Source organism: Lysobacter sp. H21R4, assembly GCF_015277535.1.
Taxonomy (GTDB): domain Bacteria; phylum Pseudomonadota; class Gammaproteobacteria; order Xanthomonadales; family Xanthomonadaceae; genus Novilysobacter; species Novilysobacter ciconiae.
The window spans coordinates 1,577,881-1,601,917 of the sequence record NZ_CP063772.1; the positions used below are offsets into that span (position 1 = coordinate 1,577,881).

Annotated in this window: 22 protein-coding genes and 1 other RNA gene; 10 read left to right on the plus strand and 13 right to left on the minus strand. The window is 67.3% G+C overall.

The annotated features are described in order from the left end of the window. The first annotated feature begins 44 nt into the window (after positions 1–44). Positions 45–434, plus strand: a complete 390-nt coding sequence (bamE, locus tag INQ40_RS07195; protein ID WP_193987279.1) for an outer membrane protein assembly factor BamE — start codon at positions 45–47, stop codon at positions 432–434. Positions 435–443: 9 nt separating this feature from the next. Here the strand turns inward: bamE and INQ40_RS07200 are convergent, their stop codons facing one another. Both INQ40_RS07200 and INQ40_RS07205 read right to left on the minus strand, forming a co-directional pair. Beyond that, the gene (locus INQ40_RS07200; protein ID WP_194339829.1) at positions 444–716 is read right to left on the minus strand and encodes an RnfH family protein; all 273 of its coding nucleotides are present in this window, start codon (positions 714–716) and stop codon (positions 444–446) included. Continuing rightward, positions 713–1,144: a type II toxin-antitoxin system RatA family toxin gene (locus INQ40_RS07205; RefSeq protein ID WP_194339831.1), complete on the minus strand. Its 432-nt coding sequence runs from the start codon at positions 1,142–1,144 to the stop codon at positions 713–715. Before INQ40_RS07205 ends, INQ40_RS07200 begins: the two co-directional genes overlap by 4 nt. A 59-nt stretch (positions 1,145–1,203) precedes the next feature. Here INQ40_RS07205 and smpB point away from each other — a divergent pair, with 59 nt between their 5' ends. Further along, a complete protein-coding gene (gene smpB / locus INQ40_RS07210; protein ID WP_193983344.1) occupies positions 1,204–1,713 on the plus strand; it encodes an SsrA-binding protein SmpB in 510 nt (169 codons plus the stop codon). Between the two features lie 54 nt (positions 1,714–1,767). Here the strand turns inward: smpB and INQ40_RS07215 are convergent, their stop codons facing one another. Then, positions 1,768–3,963: a CHASE domain-containing protein gene (locus INQ40_RS07215; protein ID WP_194339833.1), complete on the minus strand. Its 2,196-nt coding sequence runs from the start codon at positions 3,961–3,963 to the stop codon at positions 1,768–1,770. 134 nt (positions 3,964–4,097) lie between these two features. Between INQ40_RS07215 and ssrA the strand changes: the two genes are divergently transcribed. Further along, positions 4,098–4,451, plus strand: a transfer-messenger RNA (tmRNA) gene (gene ssrA / locus INQ40_RS07220). Between the two features lie 64 nt (positions 4,452–4,515). Here ssrA and INQ40_RS07225 read toward each other — a convergent pair. The 3 genes from INQ40_RS07225 to INQ40_RS07235 are packed head-to-tail and all read right to left on the minus strand — an operon-like array spanning position 4,516 to position 12,405. Continuing rightward, positions 4,516–5,232 (minus strand): HAMP domain-containing sensor histidine kinase, encoded by a 717-nt coding sequence (locus INQ40_RS07225; RefSeq protein ID WP_194339835.1) that lies wholly within the window; start codon positions 5,230–5,232, stop codon positions 4,516–4,518. Further along, positions 5,225–6,952, minus strand: a complete 1,728-nt coding sequence (locus INQ40_RS07230; RefSeq protein WP_194339837.1) for a response regulator — start codon at positions 6,950–6,952, stop codon at positions 5,225–5,227. The genes INQ40_RS07225 and INQ40_RS07230 overlap by 8 nt, the downstream gene beginning before the upstream one ends. Further along, positions 6,949–12,405 carry a HAMP domain-containing protein gene (locus tag INQ40_RS07235; RefSeq protein WP_194339839.1) on the minus strand — a complete coding sequence of 1,819 codons (5,457 nt, stop codon included), beginning with the start codon at positions 12,403–12,405 and terminating at the stop codon, positions 6,949–6,951. The genes INQ40_RS07230 and INQ40_RS07235 overlap by 4 nt, the downstream gene beginning before the upstream one ends. Before the next feature lie 158 nt (positions 12,406–12,563). Between INQ40_RS07235 and INQ40_RS07240 the strand changes: the two genes are divergently transcribed. Next, positions 12,564–13,043, plus strand: coding sequence for an MgtC/SapB family protein (locus INQ40_RS07240; protein ID WP_194339841.1), 480 nt, complete (start codon positions 12,564–12,566; stop codon positions 13,041–13,043). 22 nt (positions 13,044–13,065) lie between these two features. On the opposite strand, the gene gdhA is transcribed toward INQ40_RS07240, so the two are convergent. Then, positions 13,066–14,415: an NADP-specific glutamate dehydrogenase gene (gene gdhA / locus INQ40_RS07245; RefSeq protein WP_194339842.1), complete on the minus strand. Its 1,350-nt coding sequence runs from the start codon at positions 14,413–14,415 to the stop codon at positions 13,066–13,068. A gap of 128 nt (positions 14,416–14,543) precedes the next feature. Continuing rightward, entirely contained in the window at positions 14,544–15,248 is a 705-nt protein-coding gene (locus INQ40_RS13150; RefSeq protein WP_193983356.1) for an OmpA family protein, read from the minus strand. 204 nt (positions 15,249–15,452) lie between these two features. Between INQ40_RS13150 and INQ40_RS07255 the strand changes: the two genes are divergently transcribed. Continuing rightward, a complete protein-coding gene (locus INQ40_RS07255; RefSeq protein ID WP_194339843.1) occupies positions 15,453–16,115 on the plus strand; it encodes a class I SAM-dependent methyltransferase in 663 nt (220 codons plus the stop codon). A 2-nt stretch (positions 16,116–16,117) separates the two neighbouring features. On the opposite strand, the gene INQ40_RS07260 is transcribed toward INQ40_RS07255, so the two are convergent. The 5 genes from INQ40_RS07260 to INQ40_RS07280 all read right to left on the minus strand — a co-directional run bounded on the left by INQ40_RS07260 (position 16,118) and on the right by INQ40_RS07280 (position 19,612). Continuing rightward, positions 16,118–17,542, minus strand: coding sequence for a replicative DNA helicase (locus INQ40_RS07260; protein WP_193983360.1), 1,425 nt, complete (start codon positions 17,540–17,542; stop codon positions 16,118–16,120). 310 nt (positions 17,543–17,852) lie between these two features. Continuing rightward, complete coding sequence (gene rplI / locus INQ40_RS07265; protein WP_194339844.1) at positions 17,853–18,305, minus strand: 50S ribosomal protein L9; 453 nt, start codon at positions 18,303–18,305, stop codon at positions 17,853–17,855. Between the two features lie 96 nt (positions 18,306–18,401). Then, positions 18,402–18,632, minus strand: a complete 231-nt coding sequence (gene rpsR, locus INQ40_RS07270) for a 30S ribosomal protein S18 (RefSeq protein WP_043959664.1) — start codon at positions 18,630–18,632, stop codon at positions 18,402–18,404. A 36-nt stretch (positions 18,633–18,668) separates the two neighbouring features. Next, positions 18,669–19,127 carry a 30S ribosomal protein S6 gene (gene rpsF / locus INQ40_RS07275; RefSeq protein WP_193983364.1) on the minus strand — a complete coding sequence of 153 codons (459 nt, stop codon included), beginning with the start codon at positions 19,125–19,127 and terminating at the stop codon, positions 18,669–18,671. Between the two features lie 146 nt (positions 19,128–19,273). Next, positions 19,274–19,612, minus strand: coding sequence for an iron-sulfur cluster assembly accessory protein (locus tag INQ40_RS07280; RefSeq protein ID WP_194339845.1), 339 nt, complete (start codon positions 19,610–19,612; stop codon positions 19,274–19,276). 144 nt (positions 19,613–19,756) lie between these two features. On the opposite strand from INQ40_RS07280, the gene asnS reads away from it, so the two are divergent. The 5 genes from asnS to INQ40_RS07305 are packed head-to-tail and all read left to right on the plus strand — an operon-like array spanning position 19,757 to position 24,033. Continuing rightward, on the plus strand, positions 19,757–21,157 hold the full coding sequence (gene asnS / locus INQ40_RS07285) for an asparagine--tRNA ligase (protein ID WP_194339847.1): 1,401 nt from the start codon (positions 19,757–19,759) through the stop codon (positions 21,155–21,157). 28 nt (positions 21,158–21,185) lie between these two features. Then, a complete protein-coding gene (locus tag INQ40_RS07290) occupies positions 21,186–21,491 on the plus strand; it encodes a hypothetical protein (RefSeq protein ID WP_193983370.1) in 306 nt (101 codons plus the stop codon). Further along, complete coding sequence (locus INQ40_RS07295; RefSeq protein ID WP_194339849.1) at positions 21,488–21,787, plus strand: hypothetical protein; 300 nt, start codon at positions 21,488–21,490, stop codon at positions 21,785–21,787. The genes INQ40_RS07290 and INQ40_RS07295 overlap by 4 nt, the downstream gene beginning before the upstream one ends. A 12-nt stretch (positions 21,788–21,799) precedes the next feature. Continuing rightward, the gene (locus INQ40_RS07300; RefSeq protein ID WP_194339851.1) at positions 21,800–22,588 is read left to right on the plus strand and encodes an SDR family oxidoreductase; all 789 of its coding nucleotides are present in this window, start codon (positions 21,800–21,802) and stop codon (positions 22,586–22,588) included. A 26-nt stretch (positions 22,589–22,614) separates the two neighbouring features. After that, positions 22,615–24,033, plus strand: a complete 1,419-nt coding sequence (locus INQ40_RS07305; RefSeq protein ID WP_194339853.1) for an aldehyde dehydrogenase — start codon at positions 22,615–22,617, stop codon at positions 24,031–24,033. Positions 24,034–24,037: the final 4 nt, after the last annotated feature.

The following is a 24,037-nucleotide window of genomic DNA, read 5'->3' on the forward strand; positions in this document are numbered from 1 at the left end:
CCCCCGTTATCCACCTGCTGCAGACACCGATGACCAAGCACCCATTGCGCACGATCCTGCTCGTCCTTGCCGTTGCCGCTACCACGGCCGGATGCGGCATCGTCTACCGCCAACCCATCTACCAGGGCAACCTGCTGAAGGAGAACGCGGTGGAGCAGCTGCAGGTGGGCATGGCCAAGCAACAGGTGGCCGGCCTGCTGGGGACCCCGTCCATCCAGGACCCCTACCATCCCGATCGCTGGGATTACACCGCCAGCGAGCGCACCGATCGCCTGGCGCGCACCCGCATCAAGAACCTGACCCTGTGGTTTGACGCGAACGACGAACTGGTGAAATGGGAAGGTGACTACTTTCCCAACCAGGACGCGGAACTGGCCAAGAACTCGGTCAAGCAGTTCGGCCGCAACCTCGCCAAGGAAAAGAAGAAGCGCTGAGGCGCCTTCTCATCCCGGCGTTCTGGCCGCCTTTGCGCGGCGGCGCCGGGCCTGTTTGGGGTCGATCAACAGCGGCCTGAGCAACTCCACGCGGTCGCCATCGCGCAGCGCGTCCTGCAGGCCGCAGACCACGCCGAACACCGCCACCGCAGTCGTATCGGCCTGCTCTTCCGGCACCATGCCCGACGCGCGCAGCGCATCGGCCACCACCGCCCCCGCCGGCAGTTCGAGCTCGACACGCTCGAAGCGATCGGGCCACGCCCGCACCACTTCGACCTTCACGACGGATCGCGATCCGCGGCGCGGATGAAGTCATCGACCATGCGGTCGGCCAGCTTCTGGAAACCGATTGCCATCGCCGGCCCAAGCAGGCGGATGGCCGGCTCGAACTTTAGGGTCAGGCTGATCCGGCTGGCTGATTCTTCCAGCGCTGTGAATTCCCAGCGTCCCGACAGCTTGCGGAACGGCCCGTCCACCAGCGCCAGGTCGATACGCTCCGGCGCGCTGAACGTGTTGCGGGTGGTGAACCACGTCTTTAACGCGCCCAGGCCCAGGTCCAGGCGCGCGACCACGTGGTTGTCGCCGGACTCGAGCACCTGCGCCTGGTGGCACCAGTCAAAACGTCGCGGGTACGCCTCCACGTCGTTGACCAGCTCGAACATGCGTGCAGCCGAATGGGCAACAAGGGCGGTGCGGTGGATCGTGGTCATGGGAGCAACAGCCATCATCCGGTATCACGGCGCGCTCCGGATCGGACACAATAGGCGCAATGACGAAGAACAAAACCAACAAGAGCGACAAGGATAAGGGAAAGTCGGGCGGCGGCACCATTGCACTGAACAAGCGCGCCCGCTTCGATTACCACCTTGAAGAGCGTTTCGAAGCCGGGCTGTCGCTGCAGGGCTGGGAAGTGAAGTCGATCCGTGCCGGCCGCGCCAACATCGGCGAGAGCTATGCCGTGGTCCGCAACGGCGAGATGTTCCTGTTCGGCGCGCAGATGACGCCGGTGATCTCCACCTCCAGCCACGTCGTCGCCGATCCCATGCGCACGCGCAAGCTGCTGCTGCACCGGCGCGAAATCGACAAGCTGATCGGCCAGATCGAGCGCGACGGCTACACCGTCATCCCGACCTCGATGTACTGGAAGGCCGGCAAGGTCAAGCTGGAACTGGCGCTGGCCAAGGGCAAGCAGAGCCACGACAAGCGCCAGACCAGCAAGGACCGCGACTGGGCGCGGGAAAAGCAGCGCACCCTGCGCCAGCACAACAAGAACGCCTGAGCCGGCCGAAGCGCGTGGACTCCGGCCGGCGTCGCGCCGGCCGGGCTGACCGGCTCAGTCCGCCTCATCCGAGGCGGTGGCCAGGGTGAAGTGGAAGCTGGCGCCCTCGCCTGCGCTTCCCTCGGCACGGATCACCCCGCCGTGGCGCTGGACGACCCGCTTCGCCGACGCCAGACCGATGCCGTGCCCGTCGAACTCCGACTGCGCGTGCAGGCGCTGGAACGGCCGGAACAGCTTGCCCACGTAGTCCTGCGGGAATCCCGCGCCGTTGTCGCGGACGAAGAATTCATCCCCTTCCCGGCCCAGTTCGATGCGCGCCGAGTCCCGGTCGCGGGTGAACTTCCACGCATTCCCCAGCAGGTTGACCAGCAGGTTGCGCAGCAGGGCCGCATCACCGCTCGCCTGCAGGCCGGGCTCGATGACCACCTCCACCCGGTCCGCCCGCTCCGGATCGCCGGCGCGCAGGTCGTCGATGATCTCCCTGGCCATGCGCGATAGATCCACCGCTTCGGTCTTCAGCGCGCCACGGCCGACACGCGACATCTTCAACAACGCGTCGATGAGCTCGCCCATCCGGCCGGCCGCGCTACGCACGCGGCCCAGGTAGTCGCGCCCGGACTCGTCCATCGCATCGCCGTAGCGCTCCACCAGCACGCGGCTGAAGCCGTCGATCGCCCGCAGCGGCGCACGCAGGTCGTGGGAGACGCTGTAGGCGAACGCTTCCAGCTCCTCGTTGCTCTGGCTCAGCTCGCGCGTACGCAGCGCCACGCGCGCCTCCAGGGTGCGGTTGAGTGCGCGAACGCGCGCCTCGGCACGCAGGCGATCGGTCACGTCCTCGATCTGGACCAGTCCGCTGACCGCCGTACCCTCCCCACCCGGTATGGGGGCGTAGGTCAGCTGGACGTGGCGTGGCTCGCCGCCCTGACGATGCAGGCGGCGGGTCTCCCGGCGCACGCCGTCGCCATCGCCGGTCCGGACCGGGTCGCTTGTCTGGCGATACCCCGGCGGGTCCTCGAACAGGTCATCGAAGGGGCGCCCCTCCAACTGGTCGGGCTCCACGCCGACGATCGCGCCGAACGCCGGATTGGCCTGGACGATCGTTCCGCGCGCGTCCATCAGCGCCTTGCCGATGGCGGAGTACTCCATCGCCGTGCGGAAGCGCTCCTCGCTGTGGCGGTATTCCTCGGTCAGGCGCCGGGCGATGGATTGGGCGCGCGCTTCGGTGCGCGCCAGCATCCAGGCGATGGCGTACATCAGCAGCGAGGCAAGCAGGCCGAGCGACAGGATGCTCTGCAGGCTGGACAGCCGCGGCGCGGCCTTGGCCAGCGGCGCGGATTCAAATTGCACGCGCCAGCGGCGGCCGTAGTTCTCGAACTCGACCGCATTGGAAAACGCCGGTGGCTTGGCGGACTCGGGGCGCCGGCTGAAAATCCGCTCGGGCGCACCGTCGGTGATGTCGTCGATGGTGAAGCTCAGGTCGCGCTCGGGAAGCACCTCGCTGACGAAGTCCTCGACCCAGAACGGCACATAGACCCAGCCCAGGATCGATTCGCGGCGCGCCTCCGGGGTCGCCGGCGCCTCCGGTCCGCGGTAGACCGGCCGATACAGCAGCAGGCCGGTGTCGGAGCTGTGCTGGCCGTCGCCCTGGACCAGCGGCACCGGTCCCGACAAGGTCGGCTCGCCCGAGCTCATGGCCTGTTCCATCGCCTGCCGCCGGACCGGGTCGGAAAACATGTCGAAGCCGATCACCGCCAGGTTCTCGGGGGTTCTTGGCTCCAGATAGAGCACGACCGCCAGTCGGTCGCCGCCCAGGTTGGGCCGCACCTTGAGATCGCCCCAACCGGCCTGGTGCCACTCTTCCTGCAGTTCATCCAGCCGCGACTGACGCAGGTAGCCGGTGAAACCCAGCCCGGCCACGCTGGGGAAGCGCCGGTGCAGCTCCATGCCGTCCACGTAGCCGAACCACTGGTCCGGCGTCGGCCGGGCCACCGAAGCGAACAGCGAAATCCCGCCGCCCGCGACCAGCTCGAAGTTCACCATGCGCTGGCGCAACAGGTCGGCGGCGTCCTGCGTCTGCGAGATGAATGTCTCCTCGCTCGTGCGCAGCTCACGGTCGTAGGCCATCTTCCACAGCACGACCACCAGGGTCAGGGAAGCGACCAGCACGCCCAGCGCCCACACCTGCCCGCGCAACGGACGCAATCGACGGCGGATGGCGTCGGCTGGATTCTCTCGGGTCGATTTCGGCATCCGCAAAGCATACAAGCGCAACAGGGGCATGGGCACCGCGACGCGGATGAACGCCACCGCGTGCAAACCTCAACGACGCTTGTGAACGCTACCGGCGGCCCTATACTGGGCAGGTCAGCAATCTTGTAGTCCCCGGGGGTGCATTGGCTTCGACGGGGGTCGCGAAATCGCTTGGCGCATGCCGAGGGGGTAGCTTTCCTCGTAAATCCAGCTGCAAACTTCTAGTTGCCAACGACGACAACTACGCACTGGCCGCTTAAGGCCTAAGCCCCGAAATCGCTTGTGTCCGTGCTCGCGACGTAGGGTAATTATCACGGAATCGCCGGGAGTGGTTGCCTGTCAGCACCCGGTTAACCCAAAGCAGGCTGGTTCCCGGATGCGCTTCGCGCACTGTGCTGTTCGGGAACGAGATCCAACGGTGAGCTAAGCATGTAGTGCCGGGGATGGAGTGCCTTCGGACGGGGGTTCGAATCCCCCCACCTCCACCAATCTGCAACGCAAACGGGCCGCCCCACAGCGGCCCGTTTGCGTTTGCGTCCTCGCGTCGGCGCGCTAGCCTTCGACCTCCGCTGGCGCGGTTGGCAGCCGCACCCGGATCAGGGCGTTGCCTTGGGCTGTGTCCGCCGCCTGGATCTCGCCGCCGTGGGCGATCGCGATTTCGCGCGCGATCAACAGGCGCATGCCCAGCCCTTCATCGAACGGCGCGGCCTCGGCAATGGCGAACAGCCCTACGCGCTCACCGGCGGCCCAGCGGGCAGCGGGCGTTGCGATCTCCAGCACCACCTCATCCCCGTGGGCATGCGCGCGTAGCGAAACCGTGCCGTTCGGGTCGCGGGCCTGCATGAAGGCGAACAGGGTGGCGAGCATCTGCACCAGCCGCTGGGCATCGCCGTCGATGGCCACCTCCTCCAGCGCGGTGTCCACGGTGATGTCCACGGCGGGGCCGGAGGACGCGGCGGCCAGGTCCACGACCAGCGCCGGTGCGACCGGCACCGTTCGCCCGACCAGGCGTGAGCGGCGCGCGCGCATCCAGTCCGATACCTCCTGCACCATGGTGCTCAGGCGCGTGGTCTGGCGGTCGATGATGGACAGCAGCTCATCGCGTTGCGCCGCTTCCAGCTCGGGACGACGGAGCAGGTAGGTCGCGGTCTGCAGCGGCGAGAGCGGTCCGCGCAGGTCGTGCGCCAAGCGGTCCAGCAGCAGGTCGGAAGCGCTGAAGTCCCCGTCTTCCGTGGTCAGCGGGGGATCGTACTTGGAAGGCTCAGCCATTGGCGGGTCCTCCGACACGGCAGGCGCGCGGTGGCGCGCTGCACAGCCGCTCGATGGCTTCCAGCAATGGGGGCTTGACCAGGTGCTCGTCAAAGCCAGCGTGATGCGTGCGCCGCCGGTCCTCGGGCTGGCCCCAACCGGTCACCGCGACGATCGTCGGCTCGGGCACGCCCGGCAACCCGCGCAGCTGCGGTGCCAGGTCGTAGCCGCTCAGGCCGGGCATGCCGACATCCAGGAAGACGAGTTCCGGGCGGAACGCCTGCACTTCGGCGACCACCGCGTGCGGGTCGTACAGGCGTCGCACGTCGTGGCCGAGCAGCTGCACCATCATCGCCAGCGTGTCGGCCGCGTCGCGGTTGTCGTCGACCACCAGCACGCGCCGAGCCACGTTGCCGACCGACTCCGGCAGCGGCATGGTCACCGGCTCCTCGACGGACGCCGGCGCCAGCAGGGGGAGCGTGACCGTGAAGGTGGCGCCGCGGCCGATGCCCGCACTGGAGACAGACACCTCGCCGCCGTGCAGCTCCGCCAGCCGGCGCACCAGCGTCAGGCCGATGCCGAGTCCACCGTGGGTCCGGTCGACCGCGGTCTCCACCTGCGAGAACATCTCGAAGATGCGTTCCACCTCGCCGGCTTCCAGACCAATCCCGGAGTCACGGACCTCCACCTGCGCGCGGTCGCCGAGCACGCGCGCGCGCAGCTCGATGCGGCCGTCGGGTTCGGAATACTTGGCCGCGTTGTTGAGCAGGTTGGCGAACACCTGCGACAACCGCGCCTGGTCGGCGACCAGCGGCACGGCCTGCTCGGGCAGGTCCACCACCAGCGCGTGCCCGCCCTGTTCGATCAACGGACGCGCGGTCTCGACGGCGCATTCCACGATCTCGCGCAGCGATGTCGCGTCCTTGCGCAGGGTGAGCTTAGCCTGGCTGATCCGGGCAATGTCGAGCAGGTCATCGATCAGTCGCACCATCAGCGCCAGCTGCCGCTCCATCAGTGCCAACAGCTCGCCGTCCACCGGGGTGGACATGCGCAGCACGGCCAGCGCGTTCTGCAGCGGTGCCAGCGGGTTGCGCAGCTCGTGCGCCAGCGTCGCCAGGAACTCGTCCTTGCGCCGCCCCACTTCCCTGAGCAACTGCTCGATGCGGCCGCGCTCGGCGACCTCGTCCTGCAGCACGCTGTTCTGGATCTCCAGGGTCGCGTTGGCACTGCGCAGCGATTCGTTCAGCACCGCAAGCTCGCGCGCCTTCTCGGTCTGCAGGGCCAGGTTGGCCGATTCGAGCTGGGCGTTGGTGGCTTCCAGCTCCAGCCGCTTGCGATGCAATTCGGCCAGCACCACGACCTTGCTGCGCAGGATCTCCGGGATCACCGGCACCATCACGTAGTCCACCGCGCCCAGCTTGTAGCCGCGCAGCCGATCCATGTCGGTGACATTCACCGCGGTGACGAAAATAATCGGGGTTTTCTCGAAACGCGGGTGCTGGTGGATCATGCTGGCAGTCTCAAACCCGTCCATCCCGGGCATGTTGACGTCCAGCAGGATCAACGCGTAGTCGTCCTCCATCAGGCGGCCCAGAGCTTCGACACCGGAGCGGGCATCGACCAGTTCCTCGCCCAGTGGCTCCAGGATCGCGCGGTAGGTCAGCAGCCTGCCGGGCTGGTCATCGACCAGCAGGATCTTGACCGGCGCGCTGGTGGCCGCGGCTTCGCAGGGGACGCTCACCGGTGCAGCCATTGGCGCAGGACGCCAAGCAACTGGTCGGTCACGACCGGCTTGGCCAGGTAGTCGGACGCGCCGACCTCCAGGCATTTCTCGCGGTCGCCCTTCATCGCTTTGGCGGTCACGGCGATGATCGGCAACGCGCGCAGATCAGGGCGCTCGCGGATGGCCCGCATCGTCTGGTAGCCATCCATTCCCGGCATCATGATGTCCATCAGCACCAGGGCGATGGTGTCGTCGGCAAGCACCTTCTCGATCGCCTCGGCGCCGTTGCCGGCAGTCACCACGTCCATTCCGTGGCGCTCCAGCATGCTGGACATCGCGAAGATGTTGCGCACGTCGTCGTCGACCACCAGCACGCGCTTGTCGCGCAGGGAATCGTTTGACGTGTGGAGGCTCTCGACCATGCGCTGCTTGGCCTCGGGAAGGTCGGCGATGACGCGGTGCAGGAACAGGGCGGTCTCATCGAGCAGGCGCTCGGGCGATTCCACGTCCTTGATCACCACGCTCTTGGCGACCTTGCGCAGGCGGCGGTCGTCGTCGGCGGTGAGATCCTTGCCGGTGAACACGACCACCGGCACGTCGCGCAGCTCCGACTCGGCCTGGATGCTGTCGAGCAGCTCGAAGCCGGTCATGTCGGGCAGGCGCAGGTCCAGCACCACGCAGTCGTAGCGCCCCTCCCTCATCAGCCGCAACGCCTCCTCGCCGGTACCGACGGTATCGATGTCGATGTCGTCGTGGCTGATCAGCTCCTTGATGCTCATGCGCTCGGCGGCGTTGTCCTCCACCACCAGCAGCCGCTTCACACGCGGCTCGCTGTATTCCTTGATGCGCTGCATGGCCGCGCCGATGGTCTGGGTGGTCGCCGGCTTGGCAAGGTAGGCGAAGGCGCCGCGTTCGATGCTCTGGTGGCGCTCCTCCTCGATGGTGACGATCTGCACCGGGATGTGCCGGGTCGCCGAGTCCTGCTTCAGGCGCGCCAGCACGGTCCAGCCGAGCATGTCGGGCAGCAGGATGTCGAGCGAGATCGCGGTGGGCCGGTATTCGCGCACCAGCCGCAGGGCTTCGCTGCCGCGGTTGGCGACGATCACCCGGAACCCGCGCGAGCGGGCCAGGTCGCGCAGCACGGTGGCGTAGCGCGGGTCGTCTTCGACCAGCAGCAACAGCGGCTCGCCGTCGACGCACACATCGCGATCGTCATCGACCGTCTCGACCGCCGTCTCCGCAAGCTCCTGCGGCAGGCGCGGGAAGGCCTGCCGGGCCCGGTCGTGGGCCGCCGCGGCGCGCGCTTCCTGGGTGCCGTCGGCGCCGGCGTATGACAGCGGCAGGTACAGGGTGAAGGTACTGCCGGCGCCCGCCTCGCTTCGCAGACGCAGTTCACCGCCCAGCAGGCCGGCGATCTCCCGGCTGATCGCCAGACCCAGCCCGGTGCCGCCGTACTGGCGCGAGGTGCCGGCGTCGGCCTGCTGGAACGCCTCGAACACGATGCGCTGCTTGTCAGCCGATATGCCGATGCCGGTGTCGGTGACGTCAAAGGCGACCACTGTCGGCGCCGCGTCCAGCACGGCGTGCCCGGGGGTCCAGCCGTCCTCGGCCGCACGCCCGATCAGGCGAACGCTGCCGTTGGCGGTGAACTTGAACGCATTCGACAGCAGATTCTTGAGGATCTGCTGCAGGCGCTTGGGATCGGTGTCCAGCGCTCGGCCCAGCGCGGGCTCGAACTCGACCGAGAACTCCAGCTTGCGCCGCTCGGCCTCGTGGCGGAACGTCCGCTCCATGTTCTCGCGCAGGTGGCGGAAGCTCATCTCTTCGTTGTCGACCGTCACCGTGCCCGATTCGATCTTGGACAGGTCCAGGATGTCGCTGATCAGGTTCAGCAGGTCGGTGCCGGCGGCGTGGATCGTGGTGGCGAACTCGACCTGGCGCGGGGTCAGGTTGGTCTCGACGTTCTCGGCCAACTGCTGGCCCAGGATCAGGATCGAGTTCAGCGGCGTGCGCAGCTCGTGCGACATGTTGGCCAGGAATTCGGACTTGTAACGCGAGGTCAGCGCGAGCTCGGCGGCTTTTTCCTCCAGGGCACGGCGGGCGTGCTCGATCTGCAGGTTCTTGCCTTCGACCTCGTTCTTCTGCTCCGCCAGCAGCGCGGCCTTGAGCGCGATGTCCTCGTTGGTCTGGCGCAGGGTCTTCTGCTGGGCCTGCAGTTCGCCGGCCAGCTGCTGCGACTGCGCCAGCAGGCGCTCGGTGCGCATGGTCGCCTCGATGGTGTTGAGGACGATGCCGATGCTGCGCGAGAGCTGGTCGAGGAAAGCCCGGTGGGAGACGGTGAATTCCGACAGCGAGGCCAGTTCGATGACCGCCTTGACCTGGTCCTCGAACAGCACCGGCAGGACGATCACGCTGCGCGGCACCAGGTCGAGCAGCCCGGTGCGGATCTGCAGGGTGCCCGGCTCGACCGAATCGATCACGATCATCCGGCCCTGCGCGGCGCACTGGCCGACCAGGCCTTCGCCGAACTCGATGACCGTCCTGGCCTCGGCGGAGGAGCGGCTGGCGTAGCCGGCCAGCTGGCGCAACCGGCGCTTGCCGCCGGCCTCGTCGTCCTCCACGACGTACATCAGCCCCTTGTGGGCGTTGATCAGCGGCGCAAGCTCGGAAAGCAGCATGTTGCCCAGCGTGATCAGGTCGCGCTGGCCCTGCATCATGCCGCTGAAGGTCGCCATGTTGGTCTTCAGCCAGTCCTGCTCGCGACCGCTCTCGGTGGTCGCGCGCAGGGTGCCGATCATGGCGTTGATGTTGTCCTTCAGGTCGGCGAGCTCGCCGCTCACATCGACCTGGATCGAGCGGGTCAGGTCGCCCTGGGTCACCGCGGTCGCCACCTCGGCGATGGCGCGCACCTGAGTGGTCAGGTTGGCCGCCAGCTGGTTGACGTTGCCGGTGAGGTTCTCCCAGATGCCCGCGGTGCCGGGCACCTTGGCCTGGCCGCCCAGCCGGCCTTCCACGCCGACCTCGCGCGCGACCGTGGTCACCTGGTCGGCGAAGATCGCCAGCGTGTCGGTCATCGAGTTGATCGTGTCGGCCAGCTCGGCGATCTCGCCCTTCGCCTCCACGGTGAGCTTCTTGCTCAGGTCGCCGGTGGCGACCGCGGTCACCACCTGGGCGATGCCGCGCACCTGGGTGGTGAGGTTGGTGGCCATCGAGTTGACGTTGTCGGTCAGGTTGGCCCAGGTGCCGGCCACGCCGGGCACCCTCGCCTGCCCGCCCAGCTTGCCCTCGGTACCCACCTCACGCGCGACGCGCGTCACCTCGGCGGCGAAGCTGTTGAGCTGGTCCACCATCGTGTTGAGGGTGTCCTTGAGCTGCAGGATCTCGCCCTGCGCATCCACGCCGATCTTGCGCGACAGGTCGCCCTTGGCGACCGCGGTGGCGACTTCGGCGATGTTGCGCACCTGGCTGGTCAGGTTGGACGCCATCGAGTTGACGTTGTCGGTCAGATCCTTCCAGGTGCCGGCCACGCCGGGCACGGCCGCCTGGCCGCCCAGCTTGCCTTCGGTGCCGACCTCGCGCGCCACGCGGGTCACCTCGGCGGCGAAGCTGTTGAGCTGGTCGACCATCGTGTTGATGGTGTCCTTGAGCTCGAGCATCTCGCCCTTGACGTCCACGCCGATCTTGCGCGACAGGTCGCCCTTGGCCACCGCGGTGGTCACCTCGGCGATGTTGCGCACCTGGCTGGTGAGGTTGGAGGCCATCGCGTTGACGTTGTCGGTCAGGTCGGCCCACGTCCCCGCCACGCCGGGCACGGTCGCCTGACCGCCCAGCTTGCCTTCGGTGCCGACCTCGCGCGCCACGCGCGTAACCTCGGCGGCGAAGCTGTTGAGCTGGTCGACCATCGTGTTGATGGTGTCCTTCAGCTGCAAAATCTCGCCCTGGGCATCGACCGCGATCTTGCGCGACAGGTCGCCCTTGGCCACCGCGGTGGTGACCTCGGCGATGTTGCGTACCTGGCTGGTCAGGTTGGAGGCCATCGCGTTGACCGAGTCGGTCAGGTCGGCCCAGGTGCCGTCGACGCCCGGCACGGTGGCCTGGCCGCCCAGCTTGCCTTCGGTGCCGACCTCGCGCGCGACGCGGGTCACCTCGGCGGCGAAGCTGTTGAGCTGGTCCACCATCGTGTTGAGGGTGTTCTTCAGCTCCAGCATCTCGCCGCGCACGTCGACCGTGATCTTGCGCGACAGGTCGCCCTTGGCCACCGCGGTGGTGACCTCGGCGATGTTGCGCACCTGCAGGGTCAGGTTGGAGGCCATCGAGTTGACGTGGTCGGTCAGGTCCTTCCAGGTACCGGCGACATCGGGCACCTGCGCCTGGCCGCCCAGCTTGCCTTCCGTACCGACCTCGCGCGCCACGCGGGTCACTTCCGCGGCAAAGCCGTTGAGCTGGTCCACCATGGTGTTGATAGTGTTCTTGAGCGCGAGGATCTCGCCCTGCGCGTCCACGCCGATCTTGCGCGACAGGTCGCCCTTGGCCACCGCGGTGGTCACCTCGGCGATGTTGCGGACCTGGCTGGTCAGGTTGGACGCCATCGCGTTGACCGAGTCGGTCAGGTCCTTCCAGGTACCGGCGACGCCGGGCACCACGGCCTGGCCGCCCAGCTTGCCTTCGGTGCCGACCTCGCGCGCCACGCGGGTCACCTCGGAGGCGAATCCGCGCAACTGGTCGACCATGCCGTTGATGGCTTCCTTCAACTGCGCCATCTCGCCGCGCACGTCGGCGGTGATCTTGCGCGACAGATCGCCGTCGGCCACCGCGATGGTGACCTCGGAGATGTTGCGCACCTGGGTGGTCAGGTTGGAGGCGAGCTGGTTGACCGAATCGGTCAGCTCCTTCCACACCCCGGAGACGCCCTTGACCTTGGCCTGGCCGCCCAGGCGACCGGCGGTGCCCACCTCCAGGGCGACACGGGTCACCTCGGCGCTGAACTCGCTCATCTGCCCGATCATGCGGTTGACGATCTTCGCCGAGCGCAGGAACTCGCCCTTCAGCGGGCGGCCGTCGGCTTCCAGCGGCACGGTGTGGGTCAGGTCGCCCTTGGCGACGCCGGTCATGGCCTCGGTCATCGTCTCGATCGGACGCACCAGGTCGTCGATCAGGCCGTTCACCGAGCGCTGCATGCCCTGCCAGGCGCCATCGTGGTTGCCCATCACCAGGCGCTTGCCGGTCTGGCCGTCGCGGCCGACCGCGGTACCGACACGGGCGAGCTCGTCGGCCAGATGCCGGTTGCGGATGACGATCGCGTTGAAGCACTCGGCAATCTTGCCCGCCGTGCCGTCCCAGTGGACCGGAAGCTGGACGGAGAAATCCCCGTCGCGGACTGCGCACAACGCCTGCAGAAGCCGGCGATCCACGTGGTTGTCGGTCACATCATCGTCGTCGGCGCATGCGGCGCGCCGGGCATTATCGTCCATGTTCCCTTCCCCCCGAGCCTGCGTCAGGATGCGCAGGATCGCCTGTCAAATTTTTGAGACGCTACCGCACGTCCAGTGACGATATTTTCACAGATCGGCTTCACACACGCACAGGCGCGGCAAATGGTAAAAACGACGGCTTGGTTCTGGAGACGGAAATGGATTGGAGCGCGCAGTTGCACGTGATCATGGGCACCGCCATCGCGATGGTGCTGGGCGGGATGGTCGGCTTCGAGCGCGAGCTCAAGAACCGCCCCGCAGGCTTCCGCACCCACATGTTGGTGGCCGGCGCGGCGGCGTTGCTTGTCGGGATCGGACTGATGACCCTGCACAACCCGAACGTTGTTGGGGTCCTGCCGCCGGAGCAACTGCGGATGGATCCGCTGCGCCTGGTGGAATCGGTTATCGCCGGCGTGGCATTCATCGGCGCGGGCACGATCTTCGCCAGCCGCGCGTCCAAGGCCGTCGTCGGCATCACCACCGCCGCCTCCTTGCTGATGGTGGCGGTGATCGGCATTGCGACCGGGTTGCAGTACTACCTGTTGGCGATCTCGGCGACGGTGCTGACGCTGCTGGTGTTGACCGTGCTGAAGTGGATGGAAGGCAAGTTCCGCAAGGAACACGTCGACGCCGGCTAGGCGGGGCCGTTCTCGCCGGACCTCAGACCACGCCCTGCGCCAGCATCGAATCGGCGACGCGGACAAACCCGGCCACGTTGGCGCCGTCCAGATAGCTCAAGTTGCCGGCCTTGTGCATGCCGTGCTCCACGCAGGCGGCGTGGATGCCCTTCATGATCTGGTGCAGGCGAAGGTCCACCTCCTCGGCGGACCAGCACAGGCGCGCGGCGTTCTGGCTCATCTCCAGACCCGAGGTGGCGACCCCGCCGGCGTTGCTCGCCTTGCCCGGCGCATACAGCACGCCCGCTCCCTCAAACGCCCGCGCAGCCTCCAGCGAAGACGGCATGTTCGCGCCTTCCGCCACGCAGATCACGCCGTTGCGGATCAGCAATTGGGCGTCATCGTGGTTGATCTCGTTCTGGGTCGCGCACGGCAGGGCCACATCCACCGGCACGCTCCAGGGGCGCACGCCGGGCACGAAGCGCGCACCGATGCGCTCGGCGTATTCGCTGACGCGGCCGTACTGCTCGTTCTTGATGTCCATCAGTTCGGCCAGCTTGTCGGGCGTGAAACCCTCATCGTCGATCACCGTGCCGCTGGAATCCGACACCGTGACCACCTTCGCCCCGAGCTCCATCGCCTTCTCGATGGCGTACTGGGCGACGTTGCCCGAGCCCGACACCGAGACGCGCAGGCCGTCCAGCGAGGCGCCCTTGCGCGCCAGCATCTCCTCGACGAAATACACGGTGCCGTAGCCGGTGGCCTGCGGTCGGATCAGGGAACCGCCATGCGAGAGGCCCTTGCCGGTGAACACGCAGTCGGCCCGGTTGCCGAGCTTTTTCATAATGCCGACCATGTAGCCGATCTCGCGGCTGCCCACGCCGATGTCGCCGGCGGGAATGTCGGTGTTCGCGCCGATATGCCGGTACAGCTCGGTAATGAAGGCCTGGCAGAAACGCATGATCTCGAAGGGACTCTTGCCCTTGGGATCAAAGTCCGAGCCGCCCTTGGCGCCGCCCATCGGCAGCATGGTCAGCGCGTTCTTGAAGGTCTGCTCGAAGGCCAGGAACTTCAGCACCGAAAGGTTGACCGACGGATGGAAACGCAGGCCGCCCTTGTAGGGTCCCAGCGCGAGACTGTGCTGGACCCGATAGCCGCGATTGACCCGCACCTGCCCGTGGTCGTCGACCCAGGGCACGCGGAAGATGATCGTCCGCTCCGGCTCGACCATCCGCTCCAGGACCCCGTAACGGACGTACTTCGGGTGGCTTTCAATGAACGGCCAGATGCTCGCCACCACCTCGGTGACCGCTTGCAGGAACTCGGTCTCGCCCGGGTTTCGCTCGGCGACGTAGGCCAGGAAATCGCCTGCGGACTGGAACGTGTTGGCCATCGGCATTCCATGAATGTGCTCAATTCATGCTGCACCGCAACACGCCGGGCTGTCAATCTTTGTCCGTACATACAACAGGAAACGGGCCCCGCAGGGCCCGTTTCATTACGCTGCCGAACGCTATGCGATCACGAACGCAGCGGCACCAGCGTCAACTCCACGCGGCGGTTCATCGCACGGCCCGACTCGGTGTCGTTGCTCGCGATCGGGCGCGACTTGCCCGCGCCAGTGATGATGAACCGGTCACGCACCACACCGCGGGACATCAGGTAGTTGCCCACCGACTCGGCGCGACGCACCGACAGGGCCTGGTTGTAGGAATCCGAACCCACGCTGTCGGTGTGGCCGGCGACCTCGATGATGGTCTGGTTGTACTCGCTCAGGGTACGCGCCAGGTTGTCCAGCACCGGGTAGAACTGCGGCTGCAGGTCGCTCTTGTCAAAACCGAAGGTGATGTTGTCGGGCATGTTCAGGGTGATGTTGTCGCCCTGGCGCACGATGTCCACGCCGGTACCGGCCATCTGGTCGCGCAACGCGCGTTCCTGGCGGTCCTGGTAGTTGCCGATCGCGCCGCCGGCCAGACCGCCCACGCCCGCACCGACCAGCGCGCGCTGGCGACGCTCGGTGGCGTCACTGCCGCTCAGCAGGCCGGCGACGACGCCCGCAACCGCGCCAATTGCCGCGCCCTGCTTGGTCTTAGCGTTGGGATCATGCGGCTGCTGCTGGCCGTACGGGTCCTGGCCGCCGTAGTAACCGCCACCGGTGGTGGCACAACCGGCGAGCATCGCGCCCATGACGGCAGCGGCAAGAATGTATTTGGTCGGATTTTTCATGAGCACGTCCTATTCAGTCGGGTTGACATGGATACCAGGGCAACGGTACCGACTCACAAGTATGAACGGGGTGACGATCCTCACCGCGTTCAGTTTCCGTCCGGAAACCGCGTGTTTGTCCGGACCGCGCCGCGAACTCCGTGAGAGAGGGAATGCGGCGCCGCGCGCTCACCGCCGCGGCCACCCAAGGGAAACGCACGCCGCATGGCCAATCCGTCCGCCCTCGCCTACCACCTGCGCGAACTGGCGATCGCGCTCGATCCCCAGTCGCCGCTGCATGCGATGCCGGACGTGCGGGGCGCAGACCGTGCGGTGCTGGACATCGGCTGCGGCATCGGCCAGACACTGGCCGCGTGCGGCACCATGCCCGGTCGGCGGCTGGTGGGCCTGGACGTCGACCGTGAGTGCCTGGACTACGGAGCCCGGCGGTTCGCGCACATCGACTTCGTCGTCGGCACCGCCGAACGGCTGCCCTTCCAGCACGGGGCGTTCGACCTGGCGGTTTCGCGCGTCGCGTTGCCGTATTCCGACCTCGGCCGATCCCTGGACGAGATCGCGCGGGTCCTGGCTCCCGACGGACGGGTCTGGCTGACCCTGCACCCGTTTGCAACGACGTGGTCGCACTTCGTTCAATCGCTGCGCGGCGGCGATTTTCGCGATGTCGTGTTTCGCGGCTATGTGATGGCCAACGGGCTGCTCTTCCATTGCCTCGGCAGGCAGCTGCGATTCCCGTTCAACCAGCGTTGCGAGTCATTCCAGACCGTGGGCGGCATGCGACGCGGCCTGCGGAAGGCCGGATTCACCGACATCCACATCCAGCGGGGTCGGCATTTCCTCTGCACCGCCCGCAAGCGGGCCGGTGACTGACCTTATTCGAAGCTGCCCGCCGCGTCGTGCGAGAGGTTATCGAAACGCGTGTACTCGCCGAAGAATTTCAGCTTGATCGATCCGGTCGGGCCGTTTCGCTGCTTGCCGATGATGATCTCGGCCAGGCCCTTGTCGGGCGAGTTTTCCTTGTTGTAGTAGTCGTCGCGGTAGATGAACATGATCACGTCCGCGTCCTGCTCGATGGCGCCGGACTCGCGCAGGTCGGCCATCACCGGGCGCTTGTCGGTGCGCGTCTCCAGCGATCGGTTGAGCTGGGACAGCGCGATCACCGGGACGTTGAGTTCCTTGGCGAGGTGCTTCAGCGAGCGGGAAATCTCCGAGATCTCCGTCGCACGGTTCTCGGTGTTGCCCGGCACTGCCATCAGCTGCAGGTAGTCGACCACCACCAGGCCCAGGTCGTGCTCGCGCTTGAGGCGGCGCGCCTTGGCCCGCAGCGAGTCGGGCGACAGGCCGGGCGTGTCGTCGATGAAGATCTTGGATTCCTTCAGCATCCGGATCGCGCTGGTGACCCGGCTCCAGTCCTCGTCCTCCAGCTGGCCGGTGCGCAGGCGCTGGGCGTTGACGCGGCCGTTGGAGGAAATCAGGCGCAAGGCGAGTTGGCTGGCCGACATTTCCATCGAGAACACTGCGACCGCCTTCTTGCTCTTGATCGCCGCGTATTCGGCGATGTTGAGCGCCAGCGTGGTCTTGCCCATCGCCGGGCGCGCGGCCAGGATCAGCAGGTCGGTCGGCTGCAGGCCGGCGGTCATCTCGTCCAGCTCGGTGTAGCCGGTGGACAGGCCGGTGACAGAACCGCCCGCCGCGTAGCGCGTCTGCAGCACGTCGAAGGCTTCCGACAGCGCGGTGTTGATCGCGGTGAAATCGGTGCGCCCGCGTGCGCCAGCCTCGGCGATCGCGAAGACCTGCTGCTCGGCGGCCGACAGGATCTCGCTGCTCTCGCGCCCCTCGGGCTGGAAGCCGTCGTTGACGATCGTGGTGCCAACCTCGATCAATTTGCGCAGCACCGCCTTGTCGCGAACGATCTCGGCGTAGGCCTTGATGTTGGCAGCCGAGGGCGTCGTGCTCGCCAGCTCGATCAGGTAGGCGCCGCCGGCGACCTGCTCGCCCTCGCCGATCGACTCGAACCACTCGCCCAGCGTGACCGCGTCGAACGGCTTGCTCTTTTCGGCCAGCTCGCGGATGGCGCGGAAGATCAGCTGATGGTCGCGGCGGTAGAAGTCGTGCTCGCCGATGCTGTCACCGACGATGTCGTACGCCTCCGGCGCAAGCATCAGCCCGCCCAGCACCGCCTGCTCGGCCTCGATCGACTGGGGGGGCACGCGCAGCTGGTCGAGCCGCTGGTCGGCGCGGCTCTCGAAGCGGGAATCGCCGCGGTGTTCACCGCGGTAGCCGGGACGTGCACTCATCGAGGGGAAATTCCTGACAGGGGCCGCGCGTCGCGGTCGACGCGGGCCGAGCGCCCATCCTAGTGCCGGACGGGCGCGGGGGTTGCAGACAAGTCTGTGGATAAGCAGTGGACAGCGCGGGACAACACGCCCGCAGCGTGGCCTGGCGGGGTCGCAGCAGCTGCGATGGCGATGCGTTGAGCCGGTACGGCAGACACATACGGCAGGCACATACCGCAGGCACATATCGCAGATACGCGAAAGGCACCTTGCGGTGCCCTTCGCGGGGATCAGCTGCAGCGCCGGGCTGCATGCCCGGCCAGGAACTCGATCAGGCCAGCTCGCCTTCGACGATCACCGAAACGGTGCTCTCCACATCGGCGTGCAGGTGGATGACCACCTCGTAGGTGCCGGTGTGGCGGATCGCGCCCTCGCCCATGATCACCTCGGACTTCTCGACCGCGTAGCCGGCCTTGGTCAGCGCCTCGGCGACGTCGCGGGTGGTCACCGAACCGTACAGCTTGCCTTCGGTGGATGCGTTGGCGCGGATGGTGACTTCAGCACCTTCCAGCTTGGCCTGGCGGCTCTCGGCGTCGGCGTGCTGCTCCTTGGCCCTGGCTTCGTACTCGGCGCGGCGCGCCTCGAAGTCGGCCAGGTTGGCGGCGGTGGCCGGCGTGGCCTTGCCCTGCGGCACCAGGTAGTTGCGGCCGTAGCCGGGCTTGACGTCGACCTTGTCGCCGAGCTGGCCCAGGTTCTGCACGCTTTGGAGGAGGATCAGTTGCATGGTGTTGCTCCGTATTCGTTAGCGGGGCGAAAGGCCCCGCAACTGTGGCTGTCCGAACGGGCGCTTGCCCTGCCTCCGCTGGCGGAGGCGCCGGGATCAGGCGTTGTGGTTGTCGGTGTACGGGATCAGGGCGAGGTAGCGCGCGCGCTTGATCGCCGTGGCCAGCTGGCGCTGGTAGCGCGCCTTGGTGCCGGTGACGCGGCTGGGAACGATCTTGCCGGTCTCGGTGATGTTCTGGCGCAGGGTGTTGAGATCCTTGTAATCGATCTCCTTCACGCCTTCAGCGGTGAACTTGCAGAACTTGCGGCGGCGGAAAAATTTGGACATGGGAATGCTGCTCCTGGAGGGGCGTGATCAGGCGGATTAGGCGGCGTCGGACGAGTCGGCGTCGTCCTTGTCGGCGTCGGACTTGTCATCGGACTTGTCGTCGCCATCGGTATCGTCGTCGTCACGACGACGGCGCTCGCCCCGGTCGGAACGCTCCGGCTTGTCGCTCTTCTCGTCCTTGAACTTCATGATCAGCGACTGCTCGGTGTCGGCCTCGTCGCGCTTGATCACCAGGTGGCGCAGGATCGCGTCGTTGAAGCGGAAGCTGTCGACCAGCTCGTTCAGGACGGTCTGGCTGCACTCGATGTTCATGAGTACGTAATGGGCCTTGACCAGGTTGACGATCGGGTACGCCAGCTGGCGGCGACCCCAGTCCTCCAGACGGTGGACCTTGCCTTCGCCGGCCTCGATCACGCCCTTGTAGCGCTCGATCATGGCAGGCACCTGCTCGCTCTGGTCGGGATGGACCAGGAACACGATTTCGTAATGGCGCATGTGTGGTGTCCTTGTGGATGTCGGTCTTGCGACCGGTCAGCCCCCCGGAACCGATATGGCACGGTGGGGCAAGGTTCCCGTCGGCAAGGCCGAGGGAAGCCGCGAATTATCGCAGCTTTATGGCACCGCAACCAGCGGGGCGACGATCAGGCCAGGTCGGCGGACGTCGTGAAGCTCTCGCCGCAGCCGCATTCGGCGTTGGCATTGGGGTTGCGGAACATGAACTGGTCGCCGAGGCGATGCTTGACCACGTCGATCTGGGTGCCGTCCACCTGGGGCAGGCTCATCATGTCGACGTAGATCTTCACCCCGCCGTCTTCGTACACGCTGTCGCCGGCGCGCTCGTCGGTGGCGAGGTCCGCGAAGTGCTGCCAGCCCGAACAGCCGGTTTTCTTGGCACCGAAGCGAAGGCCGATGGCGTCGGGGCTCTCGGCGAGGAAGCGCTGGACGCGTGCCAGCGCGGCGGGTGTCAGGGTGATGCTCATGAAATCTCCTGCTGCGATGGGGCCATGATACCGGGGAGTGGCGACCGGGCCGGATCGGCGTTCACGCAAGCTCTCCGGTAAACTCCAACGCTTTCAATATTGGCCCCAACAGGCAAGGATTCAAGGCATGACGGCGGTGCGAGCATGACCATTATCAGCATCGAACACGCGCTGGCGGGCAAGTTGCCGGTGGGCGGCGAGATCACGGTCCGCGGCTGGGTGCGCACCCGGCGCGACTCGAAAGCCGGCCTGAGCTTTGTCAATGTCAGCGATGGCTCCTGCTTCTCGCCGATCCAGGTCGTTGCGCCCAATACGCTGGCCAACTACGACAGCGAGGTGAAGCACCTCACCGCCGGCTGCTCGGTGATCGTCACCGGCGAGCTGGTCGCCTCGCAAGGCAAGGGCCAGGGCTTCGAGATCCGCGCCGAGAGCGTTGAAGTGGTGGGCTGGGTGGATGACCCGGAAACCTACCCGATCCAACCCAAGGCGCACTCGCTGGAGTTCCTGCGCGAGGTCGCCCACCTGCGGCCGCGCACCAACCTGTTCGGTGCGGTCACCCGCATCCGCCACTGCCTGGCCCAGGCGGTGCACCGCTACTTCCACGAAGACGGCTACTTCTGGATCAGCACGCCGATCATCACCACCTCCGATGCCGAAGGTGCCGGCCAGATGTTCCGCGTGTCCACGCTCGACATGGCCAACGCGCCGCGCAACAAGGCCGGCGGCGTGGACTTCAGCCGCGACTTCTTCGGCCAGGAGACCTTCCTGACCGTGTCCGGCCAGCTCAACGCCGAGGCCTACGCGCTCGCCCTGAGCAAGGTCTACACCTTCGGGCCGACCTTCCGCGCCGAGAACTCCCACACCACCCGCCACCTGGCCGAGTTCTGGATGGTGGAGCCGGAAATCGCCTTCGCCGACCTGGCCGAGGACGCGCGCGTGGCCGAGGAATTCCTGAAGTACCTGTTCCGCGCGGTGCTGGACGAGCGGAGCGACGACATGGCCTTCATCGCCGAGCGCGTGCAGAAGGATGCGATCACCCGCCTGGAAGGCTTCATCAACGCGCCCTTCGAGCAGATCGACTACACCGACGCGGTGAGCCTGCTGCAGAAGTCCGGGCACAAGTTCGAGTTCCCGGTCGAATGGGGCCTGGACCTGCAGACCGAGCACGAGCGCTGGCTGACCGAGCAGCACGTGGGCCGGCCGGTGGTGGTCACCAACTACCCCGAGCAGATCAAGGCGTTCTATATGCGCCTGAACGACGATGGCAAAACGGTGGCGGCGATGGACGTGCTGGCACCGGGCATCGGCGAGATCATCGGCGGCAGCCAGCGTGAGGAACGCCTGGACGTGCTGGACAAGCGCATGGCCCAGTTCGGCCTGGATGCGGAGACCTACCAGTGGTACCGCGACTTCCGCCGCTACGGGTCCGTACCGCATGCCGGCTTCGGTCTGGGCTTCGAGCGGCTGGTGGTGTACGTCTGCGGGCTGACCAACATCCGCGACGCGATCGCCTTCCCGCGCGCGCCGGGCCAGGCGGAATTCTGATGCCGACAACGCCACGAGGTGACCGCCGGTGATCCTGTTCTTCGCCCTGCTCTGCCTGGCGGCGGCGATCGCCGGCGCGACGGCGTTCGTGATCTTCTGGCCGCTGACACTGGTGCACATGCGCGACCGGCAGCCGGAGCTGCTGGCGGAGTTCGGCCCCAGCGCCTTCATCAGCCCGTCGGCGTGGGCGTGGCTGATGCGCGGCGGATACCGCGCCGCCGGCGACCGCAACCTGAGCGGACTGGCAGCGCCGGCGCGGATATCGCTGCTGACCATCCTTGCCGGGCTGGTGAGCTCGGGCGTGCTGTACGCGATTGCGACGGTGATGCCATGAACAATGACCAGTGGTGGCTGGCGACGCTGGGGCGCACGATCGTCTGGGCGCGGCTGCGCGAGCTGGAGGCCGGAACGGCGGAAGTGCTGGACAGTGACGGCAACATGTTGTCCTACGACAGCCCCGACACCGCCAAGGCGGCGCTGATGGACGCGGAGTTCGCCGCGCTCGACGGGATGGACGCCGAGGACGCCGCCGACCGCGGTTTCGCGCTGGATGAACTGGTGGTTCCGTACGCTGAAGACGACGACCGCCTGCGCGCGCTGATGGTCCAGACCCTTCCGCGCGCCCACTGACAGGAGAGCGACATGGACCTCAACCTCACCGGTCGCCACGCCCTGGTGCGTGGCGCGTCACAGGGCATCGGCCTGGCCACGGCGCGGGCGCTGGCGACGCTGGGCGCGGACGTCACCATGGTGGCGCGTCGCGGCCAGCTCCTGCTGGAGCTGTCGGCGGAACTGCCGCGACCGCAGACAACACAGTCCCACGGCTGGCTGGCGGCGGATTCCGAGGACATCGACGCGCTCCAGGCACAGGTGCAGGCGCTGGTGGCCGGTAAACCAGTACACATCCTGGTCAACAACAGCGGCGGCCCGCCGCCGGGCAGCGTGCACGGCACCGACGTGGTCGCCTTCGAGGTCGCGTTGCGCCAGCACCTGCTGGCCAACCATGTGGTCACCGAGACGGTGATCCCGGGCATGGAAAGCGACAGCTACGGCCGGATCGTCAACGTCATCTCGACCTCGGTGAAGGAGCCCATCCAGGGCCTGGGCGTGTCCAACACCACGCGCTGGGCCGTCGCCAGCTGGGCCAAGACCCTGGCCACTGAGCTGGCCCCGCGGGGCATCACCGTCAACAACGTCCTGCCGGGCTCGACCCAGACCCCGCGCATCGACCAGATCATCGAGACCACGATGCAGCGCAGCGGCCGCTCCCGCGCCGATGTCTACAGCGACATGGTCGAGGAGATCCCGATGGGCCGGTTCGCCCGCCCCGAGGAGACCGCGGCGGCCATCGCGTTCCTGTGCTCGCCGGCGGCGGCCTACATCACCGGGGTCAACCTGCCGGTGGACGGCGGCCGTACGCGCTCGTTGTGACCGCGGCGCAGCGGTAAGCTTCCCGGATGCAGCTGCCCCACTGGATCAACGGCCAGGCCGAACACGCCGAGACGCGGATCGATGTCGCCAATCCCGCCACAGGCGAGGTGTTTGCGGGCGTCGCGGCCGGCGACAGCGGAACCGTTGATCGCGCGGTAGCGGCCGCGTCCGAGGCGTTTCCGCACTGGTCGGCCCTGCCCAGCACGGAGCGCGCCGCGTGGCTGGAGAAGCTGGCCACAGCGCTGGAGGCCCGGCTGGAGGATTTTGCGGCGGCTGAATGCCGCGACGGTGGCAAGCCCATCCGCCTGGCGCGCGAGATCGAAGTGCCGCGCGCGGTCAGCAACCTGCGGTTCTTCGCCCATGCGGCGACCCAGTTCGCCAGCGAATCCCATCACGGCCAGGCCGGACTGAACTACACGCTGCGCCCACCGCTTGGCGTGGTCGCGGCGATCACGCCGTGGAACCTGCCGCTGTACCTGCTGACCTGGAAGATCGCACCCGCGCTGGCGGCCGGCAACACGGTCGTCGCCAAGCCCTCGGAAGTCACCCCGCTGACGGCGACGATGCTGGCCGAACTGGCGGCGTCGATCGGGTTTCCGGCCGGCGTGGTGAACATCGTCCACGGCACCGGAGCCGCGGTCGGCGAGCCGCTGGTGACGCACCCGCAGATCAAGGCGGTGACCTTCACCGGCAGCACCACCGTTGGCCGCCGCATCGCCGGATTGACCGGTCCGCTGCTGCGCCGGACATCGCTCGAGTTGGGCGGCAAGAATCCGACCCTGGTGTTCGCCGACAGCGACTGGCGCAGCAATCTCGACCTGCTGGTGCGCTCCGCCTTCCAGAACTCCGGCCAGATCTGCCTGTGCGGTTCGCGCATGCTGATCGAACGCAGCATCTACCCCGAATTCCGCGACGCGCTGGTCGAACGGACCAGCGCGCTGCGCGTCGGTGACCCGCAGCTTGCCGACACCAATCTGGGACCGCTGGTCTCGCAGGTCCACTTCGACAAGGTCACGGCTGCGATCGACCGCGCGCGCCTCGAAGGCGCGACGGTGCTGTGCGGCGGCCAGGCGCTGGAGCGCGCGGGCTGGTTCATCGGCCCGACCGTGCTGGAAGGCCTGGGCCCGGACTGCGCGACCAACCGCGAGGAGATCTTCGGCCCGGTCGTCACCCTGCAGCCTTTCGACGACGATTCGCACGCGCTGGCGCTGGCCAACGCCGGCGATTACGGCCTGGCCGCGTCGCTGTGGACGCGCGACCTCAACCGCGCCCACCGCCTGGCCGCGCAACTGCGCGCCGGGGTGGTCTGGATCAACACTTGGATGCAGCGCGACCTGCGCACGCCGTTTGGCGGCAGCGGTGCATCCGGCCTCGGTCGCGAAGGCGGCCTGGAGGCCATGCGATTCTTCACCGACGTGCGCAACGTCGGCATCCACCTGGACTAGAGAC